This window comes from Pseudomonas sp. CHM02 (genome assembly GCF_000612585.1).
GTDB lineage: Bacteria > Pseudomonadota > Gammaproteobacteria > Pseudomonadales > Pseudomonadaceae > Aquipseudomonas.
Genome location: NZ_JFCA01000089.1, coordinates 1 through 9,884, shown reverse-complemented (window position 1 = coordinate 9,884; position 9,884 = coordinate 1). Strand labels below are relative to the sequence as shown.

Genomic DNA, 9,884 nt, shown 5'->3' with positions numbered 1-9,884 from the left:
AATGTTCGACCGTGCCCTGAGCCATTACCTGCAACCCGCCTCAGCGCCCTCGTTCACCGCCCACCCAGACCTCAGTCTTCGAAGACGCCCTCGCCCAAATCTGCGACCTATTGCGTTGCGCAGCCGCAACTGCCGCGGGCGCCACTCAAGGCCTGAGCGGTGATCAACGCCACATGGCCGGCGCCACCGAGCACTTGATCAACACTGCCAAAACCCTGGCTGACCGAGCGCTGGACTGCCTGCAGGGCGCATGACCCTTGTGGGAGGGGGCTTGCCCCCGATGGCGGTGTGTCATCTGGCAGTTTTTTCGACTGACCCACCAGCATCGCGGGCAAGCCTGCGCACACACAGGTAAACGCACCTCCTTTTCATCTTCTGCTCAATCCCTGTAGGCCACTTACCACTCGTCGCTACTGTCAATTCTGACAGGTGCTGGATAATCGTGATTCAGCGCTAAATCCTGTGTACCGCCCGTGGCTTTCCCCACGGAGAACGTCGCCTTCTCCACTCACAGGAAACCTGATCATGGATCACGAACAGCCCCTGAGCTCGCCGCTCTCCCAGTTGCCCGCCGTATGCCCTCCCACGCATCCCGAACCTGAGCTCGGAGACGAGTTCAACCTGTCTACCCCCGAACGCCACACGCCCGTGCCGTTCGACGAGCTCCCGCTTTACATCCCCGGCATGACCGCAGCCGTGGTCGGGTTTGACGGCGGGATCAACCTGGCCGCGCTGGATAACCATCGCGAAAAAGGTTTGCTGTGTATTCTGCGACCGTACGTGAACATGATCGAACTGGATTTCATTGAACTGTTCTGTCGCGACCTCGACACAGCGGTAGCCTTTCATACTGTGACCCGCGATCAAGCTGAAAAGGGCTTGCAGATTCCCCTGTACATCCCACGCACACGCTTGCCTGACGGTACGGTCGAGCCGGTTTTTTTCCGGGTCACGCGCGCTGGTGGCGGGACAGACGAAACCCAACGCTTCAGGCTCAAAGTCGACACTGTGGCTCCTGCCGGGCGCGACCCGGTGCCCAGCGAACCTTGGCACTCGAACCTTGGCGCTCCCGAGCCGGAACTGGACTTCGTCGATGAGGCAGCAGCCGGTACCGGTGTAAGGGTGACCATTCCTTTCTACCCCCAAGACATTGACCAACCTACCAATACCTACCGCACCGTGCGTGACCGCATTCGCCTGAGCATCGGCGGAGTGATTCTCGAGCACCGGGTCACTGAAGGTGAGGCGGCCAGCCGGGACCCCATTGATATTTGGGTGTATTCCGGTACATGGTCACAGATCGGTAGCGGAAACCACGTCGTCGAGTACGAAGTCATCGACGAGGTGGGTAACTATTCCCCAGGCTGGTCGCCGGCCGGGCTCATTGAGGTCGAACTGGATGACGGCGCCGAACCACTGCTGCCCGAGTGCTACATCTTCGAAGCGCCGGAAGATATCCTCAATGCAGATGAGCAAGAGGGTGAGGACGCTACCATCGAGGTCTCCGTGCACCGTTTCGACTTCTTGATTGGCGATCTGATTCGGGTAAGGGCCACTGGCCGTACCGCCGAGGGGGTTGGCGTCATCACGTATTACGATCACCCAGTCACTATTACCGGGCGTAATGCCCGTATTCCCTACCCTTTCGAGGATTTTGCGCCGCTGGTCGGTGGGCGCGTGCAATTGTCCTATGAGCGCATCCGCGCCGACGTCCCTAACCGCCGCTCACGCAGCACCATCGTGCAAGTCGTTGGCATGCCGGTCAGCATCGGGCTGCCAGCACCGCGTGTGGACGAAGCACCTGACGGTGCAATCCTGCCGCCAGAATCGTTGTTTGTAACCGTCAGAATTGCCGCGTACACCGGACAGGCTCCTTTCGACCGGATCACCCTGGTCCTGGAAGGCACCTATGCCAACGGTTTGCGGTATTACCGTGAGTTTGACGATGTGGCTGGCTCCGGCGACATTACCTTGCGCCTGATGAATGGGGCGGACGGCGACATTGCCCGGTTGGAAGGCGGCACCCTCAGGCTCTATTACATCGTCACCGGTGACCAGGGACCTCGCGTGTCGCAGGACCTGTTCCTCGAAGTCGGCCTACCCCAGGCTTCGCTGCCCGAACCGCACGTGGATCAAGCACCGCCACCCGACTACGTGTTCGATCCCGACCAGTCCTTGGGCGACGCACGCATTCTGGTGCGAGCTCACACCGATATACATGAAAACGACACCGTGACCTTGCATTTCGAAGGCAGTGCCGTTGGCGGCAGTGCACCGTCGCAAGACTTCAAAGTACTCTCCCAATGGGTCGGACACGACTTGCCGTTCACTGTCCCGCGCGCTTTTGTCCTGGCCAACCTCAACGGCTCCGCGCGGATTTACTACACCCTCAGCCGCGAGAACGAACGCACGCGGATTTCCCATGTGGTAGAGATGACAGTCGGTGCCGCGCTGAGCCTGGATGTCCCCGATGTGCTGGAGGCCACAAGAACCGGTCCCATCAGTGCGCAGGTCAATCCGTTGCATGTCGACCAACCTCCCCAGTTCACGATTCGCGTACGGTATGCACCGATGTTGGCGACCGATGACATCACCGTGTACCTGATCGGCAAGCCGGGCTTCGCGTCTCCGGACATCACACCGAAACCTGGTAACCCCAGCTTGGGGTATGTCGACTTCCAAGTGTCTAACCGCAACATCGCTGCTCACCTGGGCCAGGTCCTCAACGTGGGTTATCGCGTCACGCGCAAAGGCGCCACCACGGATTCCAAGGTGCTTGAACTTTATGTGCAAGCGTTTGATGAATTATCGCCCAACCCACTGCCCTTCCCGACCATCAACGGCATCGCACCTGCCGGAGTACTGGACCTCAACACCTTTACGGGCAACGCTTTGGCGGCCTTGCCCAGATGGCCTCTGAGCGCCAGCGGGCAACGCGTATGGTTGATATTGAGGAGCGTGGGTGCAATTGATTTAATTATACGCAATGGAACCCCAATCACGTCAGCAGAGGCTGCTAACGGACTAGTTAACCAATCCGTTTTGCGCAGCTTTTTATCTAACTTACCCTATGACCGAGAAGTAACGATAATATGCAAGGTGACATTCGATGGAAGCACCGACATTGCTGAAGCCGTGGAATTCAAATCTGCCAGCTACACTGTCCGCAGGGCGATACACGTATCGGGAACAATCAATGTTGGTGCTGGACCCCAGCACATGGTCATCAGTCCTGACACGACAAGAGTGTACGTCACCAACAAAGAGGGCAACTCCATTTCGGTCATCAATACAGCCAATCACGCTGTCGTGCGCACCATCACCGGCCTCAACGCCCCTGAGTGGCTAGCCATTCATCCCGACGGTTCAAAACTATATGTCACTGATACAGGGTCAAAAACAATATTGGTTATCAGCACCAGCACTTATGCCGTGATCGCAACCTTGACCGGTTTCCTAGCGCCTCAAGGCTTGGCGCTCAACCCAGGAGGCACAAGACTTTATACAACCTGTTATTCCTCAAGCCGAGTTTACATCTACAACACGGCCAATAACGAACGCGTTCTTTTTGTAGACATCTCGCTGCCAAAAATCCCGTTGATCGACACTGCAAACAGATTTTATTACATTGGGGGGTTCTACTCCCTACATATTTTAAATGTATCAGACAACTCGAGACCCGTTGAGCAAAGAAGTGACTATTTGTCTATTAGAGCTCTCGCCTTCGACGCTCGCCATGGAAAAATATACGCGGCAGACTTCGCAAATAGCCGTATACGCATCACGGATACCCAGACCTTCGCTGAGGAAGATGTAATCGAAAATATCTCAGGCCCAGAGGATATAGGCATCAACAACACGATTGAAGAAGCTTACGTCACGGAAAGATACACCAACACACTTGCGATTATAGACACAGGCACTCGAACACGCACCCACACGATAATTGGGTTCAGCACTCCAATTGGCGTAATCGCCATCCCTGGAAAACGCTTCATCTATGTTGCCAACTATGGAGCAAACAACCTTTCAATTGTGACTATCTAAGTACCCGGCGATTCGGTTTGAACTTACTGCTCTGGCAATACGTTCAAACCGATTTTCATTCAGTTGCAAGACAGATTGAATAACGAATCTGCTTCGATTGGAATACCGCACCCGACACCGCCAAACATTTGATCAACAACGCCAAAACCCTGGCTGACCGAGCGCTGGACTGCCTGCAGGGCGCATGACCCCTGTGTGAGGGGGCTTGCCCCCGATGGCGGTGTGTCATCTGGCAGTTTTTTCGACTGACCCACCAGCATCGCGGGCAAGCCTGCGCACACACAGGTAAACTCCCCTCCTTTTCATCTTCTGCACGGAGTTCGCCTTGCGTCTGTTTCACACCTCCGACTGGCACCTGGGCCAAAACCTCCATGGCCAGGAACGCGACTTCGAACACGCCTGTTTCCTCGAGTGGCTGCTGGGTCAACTCAACACCCATAGCCCCGACGTGCTGCTCATCGCCGGCGATATCTTCGACACGGTCAACCCGCCGCTCAAGGCCCAGGAGCGGCTGTATGACTTCATCATCAGCGCCCACGAGCAAAACCCGAAGCTGACCATCGTGATGATCGCCGGCAACCACGATTCCGGTTCGCGTATCGAGTTGCCCGCGCCGTTGATGCGCCGCCTGCGCACCCACGCGCTTGGCCGCGTACTGTGGCTGGATGACGGCCAACTGGATGCAGAACGCCTGCTGATCCCGCTGCCGGATGCCAAGGGCAAGATCGCCGCCTGGTGCCTGGCGCTGCCCTTCCTGCGCCCGGCAGAAGTCACCGGCGCACACCTGGGTGACGACTACCTGCGCGGTATTGGCCAGGTCCACGAAGGGTTGATCGCCGCCGCCAACGCCAAACGCAAAAAAGGCCAGGCGCTGATTGCCATCAGCCATGCGCACATGGCCGGCGGCTCGGTGTCGGAAGACTCCGAGCGCAGCCTGATCATCGGCAATGCCGAGGCGCTTCCAGCCAAACTGTTCGACAGAAGTGTCGCCTATGTTGCCCTCGGCCATTTGCACAAGCCGCAAAAGGTCAATGGCGAAGAGCGTATTCGCTACAGCGGCTCGCCGATTCCGTTGTCGTTTTCCGAGATAGGCTACAAGCACCAGATCCTCGATGTAACGTTCCAGGGCCAATGCCTGGTGAGTGTCGAACCGATCCTGATCCCCCGCTCGGTCGACCTGCAACGCCTGGAAGCCGCCCCACTGGCGGACATCCTCACGGCGCTGGCCGACTTGCCGGACGTCGACCTGCTCGCCGAAACCCAGCGCCATCCCTGGCTGGAAGTGCGGGTGCGCCTGGACGAACCGCAGCCCGATCTGCGCCAGCAGATCGAGACCGCGCTGCAAGGCAAGGCCGTGCGCCTGGTGCGCATTGCCGCCGAGTACGCCGGCAAGCGCAGCAGCGACGACACAGACGATGAACGCCTGATCGAACTTGACCAGCTCACGCCCCAGGAACTGTTCAGCCGTGCCTGGCAGGACAGCTACGGCAGTGAAGTGGATGAACAGACCTTGAAGGACTTCGCCGTGCTGCTCCAGGAAGTGCAACAGGAGGGTGAACAGCCATGAAGATCCTCGCCATCCGCCTGAAAAACCTCGCCTCTCTGGCGGGCCCCTTTGAGATCGACTTCACCGCCGAACCCCTGGCCAGTGCCGGGTTGTTCGCGATCACCGGGCCGACCGGTGCCGGTAAAAGCACCTTGCTGGATGCCTTGTGCCTGGCGCTGTTTGGCGCGGTGCCGCGCCTGGGCGATACCGGCCAGGCGAAGATGCCGGATGCCGACAGCGATATTTCCATCGGCGACCCACGTACCCTGCTGCGGCGCGGCACCGGAGGCGGTTATGCCGAGGTGGATTTCGTCGGCGTCAGTGGCCGTCGCTATCGTGCGCGCTGGGAAGCCAACCGCGCCCGCGACAAGGCCAGCGGCAAACTGCAGAACAGCCGCCAGAGCCTGGTCGATCTCGACAGCGATCAACTGCTGGCCAGCCAGAAAACCGAATACAAGACCCAGCTGGAACTGGCCCTGGGTCTGAACTTCGAACAGTTCACCCGTGCCGTGTTGCTGGCCCAGAGCGAGTTCAGTGCCTTCCTCAAGGCCAACGACAACGAACGCAGCGAACTGCTGGAAAAACTCACCGATACCGCGCTCTACACGCAACTCGGCCGACGTGCCTTCGACAAGGCCAAAGAGGCCAGGGACGCGCACAAGCAGTTGCAGGACCAGGCCACCGGCGTGGTGCCGCTGGCCGCCGAAGCGCGCGCCGAACTGGATCAGCAATTCGATGCCGCGCAGCAACACCTCAAGACCCAGCAAGGCCAGCTCAAGCTGCTGGAGCTTCAGCACACCTGGCTCAAGGAGCTGCGCGAATGGCAAGAACGCCAACTCGCCGCCACCGAGCAGTTACAGCTGGCGCAGGCCGAGTGGAATAACCAGGACGCGCAACGCCAGGACCTGAGCCGCCTGGAACAGTTGGGGCCGCAACGTCATCTGTTCGTGCGCCAGGTGGAACTCGGCACACAGCTGGCCCCGTTCGCTGCGCAGATTCAGTTGCATACCCAGCAACAAGCCGAGTTGCATGTCCGCCAGGAGCAGGCCCAGCAGCAACAAACCAGCGCGCAAACCGCACTGGCTGAAGCCCTGAAAAATCAGGCTGATGCCGTGCCTTTGCTGCGCCAGGCGTTCGAAGAACAAAGCACCCTCGCCCACTTGACCAAAGAACTGGCCAAGCGCACCGAGGACAAACAGCAATACGAAAGCGCCTGCACCGAAGGCCAGGCCCAGCTCACTGGCCTGCTGGAAAAACAGCACCAAGTCGCAGAACGCTTGCAACGCCTGAGCACCGAGCTTGAGCGCAGCGCCGCCCTCGCCCCCTTGAGCGAGGCCTGGACCGCCTACCGCGACCGCCTGCAACAGCTGATGCAGATCGGCAATCGCCTGAATAAAGGCCAGGCTGAACTGCCGCAACTGGGACAGCGCGCCACCGCCGCCGCCGAACAGTTCACCCAGCAACGCGAGGCCCTTGACCTGCTGTACCAGGAAGCCGGTGCCGAGCCTCACGCCGTGGCCGAGCAGATTCAATTGCTGGCCAGCCTGCTGCAAGAAAATCGCAAACAACAACGCGCCTTTGAAGACCTGGCGCGCTTGTGGGACAGCCAGCAACTGCTGGACCAGCAAGCCAGTGCACTTATGCAAAGGCTCGCAGATGCCCACCGGCAACGCGAAGGCCTGATCCAATCGGGCCAGCAGGCGCGGGTTGAACTGTCTACAGCTGAACATGCGCTGACCGTAACCAAGCAGTTGCTGGAGCGTCAACGCACGCTTCGCAGTGAAAGCGTTGAAGAATTACGCGCCAAGCTGCAAGACGATCAACCTTGCCCCGTGTGCGGCAGCCAGGAACACCCTTATCACCAGCCTGAGGCGTTACTGCAAAGCCTCGGGCGCCATGATGAAAGTGAAGAGCAGGCCGCACAAAAGGCCGTCGATAGCCTCAATCAAAAGCTGACCGAGCTACGTGGTGAACTGGGCGGAGTCAATGCGCAGATCAAGGAATTCCTGAGCCAGCAGGAAACGCTGGTCACGGCGCAAAATACGTCGGCGTCGAACCTGCAAGCGCACGCGCTCAGCGCTTCGCTGTTGAATCATGACGCCGACAAACGCAGCGCCTGGCTTGAGCAGCAACTGAGCCAACTGACCCAGAACATCACCCAGGACGAACAGCGCCAAGGCGCCCTGCTCAACCTGCAACAAAACGCCGGGCGTCTGCAGCAGCAATTGCAGGCTGCCCAGGAAGCGAGCCAGCAGGCCCGTCAATTGCTGGTGGACCAACAACGCGAACTGGCCAACGACCGCGAGCGCCTTGGGCAGGAACTCAATACCTTCGCCAGCCTGTTGCCCGCCGAGACCTTGGAAGGCATGCGCGCCAAACCGGCAGCCACCTTCATGCAGTTGGACCAGCAGGTCAGCCAGCGCCTTGAACAACTGGGCCATCAACGCGATGAACTGGCCGAGCAACAGGAACGCCAACAGGCGATCGAGAAGGAGCAGACGCATCAGCAGCATCGCCAGCAACAACTCGAGACACTGATGCAGCAGGTCACCGAGTTGGCCGCGCAACAACAAGCCGCCCAGGAAAAGCTCGGCGGGCTGCTCGGCGAGCACAGCAGTGCCGAACAGTGGCAGCAACGCCTGGACCAGGCCGTCACCCAGTCACGCCAAAGCGAGACCGACGCCAATAAGCAGCTGCAAGAGATTCACCATGCACTGATCCAGTTGGCGGCTGATCTCAAGGCCCAGCAAGAACGCCAGCAGGCGTTGCTGGCCGAGCACGCCAGCCTGGACACGCGCATCCGCGACTGGCGCGCCCTGCACCCGGAACTCGACGACGAAGGCCTCGACCGCTTGCTGGCCTACGATGACGCCCAGGTCAGCCAATTGCGCCAGCAGGTGCAGCACAGCGAAAAAGCCGTCGAACAGGCCAGGGTGTTGTTGCAAGAGCGCGAACAACGCCTTGCCGAACACCAGGCCCTGCACAACGGCAACCTCGATGCCGAAGCACTGGACAGCGCCCTGGCTGCGCTCAATCAGCAATTGGCCGAGGGCGAGAAAACCTGCGCCGAACTGCGCGCCCGCCAGTCCGAAGACCAGCGCCGCCAAGAGGCCAACCAGGCTTTCGCCGAGCAGATCGCCACGGCCTATGACGAGTGGCAACGCTGGGCCCGCCTGAATGCATTGATCGGCTCGGCCACCGGCGACACTTTCCGCAAGATCGCCCAGGCCTACAACCTCGACTTGCTGGTGCACCACGCCAACGTGCAACTGCGCCAACTGGTAAGGCGTTATCGCCTTAAGCGCGGCGGCAGCATGCTCGGCCTGTTGGTGATGGACACGGAAATGGGCGACGAGCTGCGCTCGGTGCATTCATTGTCCGGCGGCGAAACCTTCCTGGTGTCCCTGGCGCTGGCCCTGGGCCTGGCGTCGATGGCTTCGAGCACATTGAAGATCGAGTCGCTGTTTATCGATGAAGGCTTTGGCAGCCTGGATCCGGAGTCGCTGCAATTGGCGATGGACGCACTGGACGGCCTGCAGGCCCAGGGTCGCAAAGTAGCGGTGATCTCCCATGTGCAGGAAATGCACGAACGCATCCCGGTACAGATCCAGGTCAAGCGCCAGGGCAATGGCCTGAGCACCCTGGAGGTCAAGTGAGCGAGGCGCTGCTGTATTCGTTCCGGCGCTGCCCGTATGCGATGCGGGCGCGCCTGGCGTTGCGTTACTCGGGCATTCCGGTGCGCATCATCGAGGTCAGCCTCAAGGCCAAGCCGGCCGAGATGCTGGCACTCTCGCCCAAGGGCACGGTGCCGGTATTGAGCGCGGATGGCAGGGTAATTGATGAGAGCCTGGCGATCATGCAATGGGCGCTGGCCCAGCACGATCCGGATGACTGGCTGCTGCAGGGCGACCCGGCAGTATTGGCGTTGATTGCCGAGAACGATCAAGGCTTCAAGTATCACTTGAATCGATACAAGTACGCCGAACGCTACCCGGAACAGCCAATGGAACATTATCGGGCCGAGGGGGAAGTATTCTTGCAGACGTTGGAGGGGTTGCTGAGCGGTCGTGGGTATTTGCTGGCCGATCACCCGAGCCTGGCGGACATGGCTCTGGCGCCATTTGTGCGGCAGTTTGCCCATGTGGATCGAGACTGGTTTGCCAGTGCGCCCTACCCTGGATTGCAGCGCTGGCTGGAAGCGTTTCTGCAATCGCCGCTGTTTATCGGCGTAATGGCAAAGCATTGACTAACGGTGGTGGGCGGGCTTGCTGTGGTGAACGGGCTTGCTGTG

General features: G+C 59.7%; 4 protein-coding genes and 1 pseudogene. All 5 read left to right on the top strand.

Going from position 1 to position 9,884, the window contains the following annotated elements; all coding sequences use genetic code 11:
- The first annotated feature begins 1 nt into the window (after window position 1).
- A pseudogene (locus BM70_RS33790) lies at window positions 2-254 on the top strand (DUF6124 family protein).
- A gap of 271 nt (window positions 255-525) precedes the next feature.
- Window positions 526-4,047 carry a YncE family protein gene (locus tag BM70_RS0130390; RefSeq protein ID WP_025859508.1) on the top strand — a complete coding sequence of 1,174 codons (3,522 nt, stop codon included), beginning with the start codon at window positions 526-528 and terminating at the stop codon, window positions 4,045-4,047.
- Between the two features lie 325 nt (window positions 4,048-4,372).
- Window positions 4,373-5,614 (top strand): exonuclease SbcCD subunit D C-terminal domain-containing protein, encoded by a 1,242-nt coding sequence (locus BM70_RS0130385; RefSeq protein WP_025859507.1) that lies wholly within the window; start codon window positions 4,373-4,375, stop codon window positions 5,612-5,614.
- Entirely contained in the window at window positions 5,611-9,249 is a 3,639-nt protein-coding gene (locus tag BM70_RS0130380) for an AAA family ATPase (protein ID WP_025859506.1), read from the top strand. The genes BM70_RS0130385 and BM70_RS0130380 overlap by 4 nt, the downstream gene beginning before the upstream one ends.
- A complete protein-coding gene (locus BM70_RS0130375) occupies window positions 9,246-9,839 on the top strand; it encodes a glutathione S-transferase (protein ID WP_025859505.1) in 594 nt (197 codons plus the stop codon). The genes BM70_RS0130380 and BM70_RS0130375 overlap by 4 nt, the downstream gene beginning before the upstream one ends.
- The last annotated feature ends 45 nt before the right edge of the window (window positions 9,840-9,884 follow it).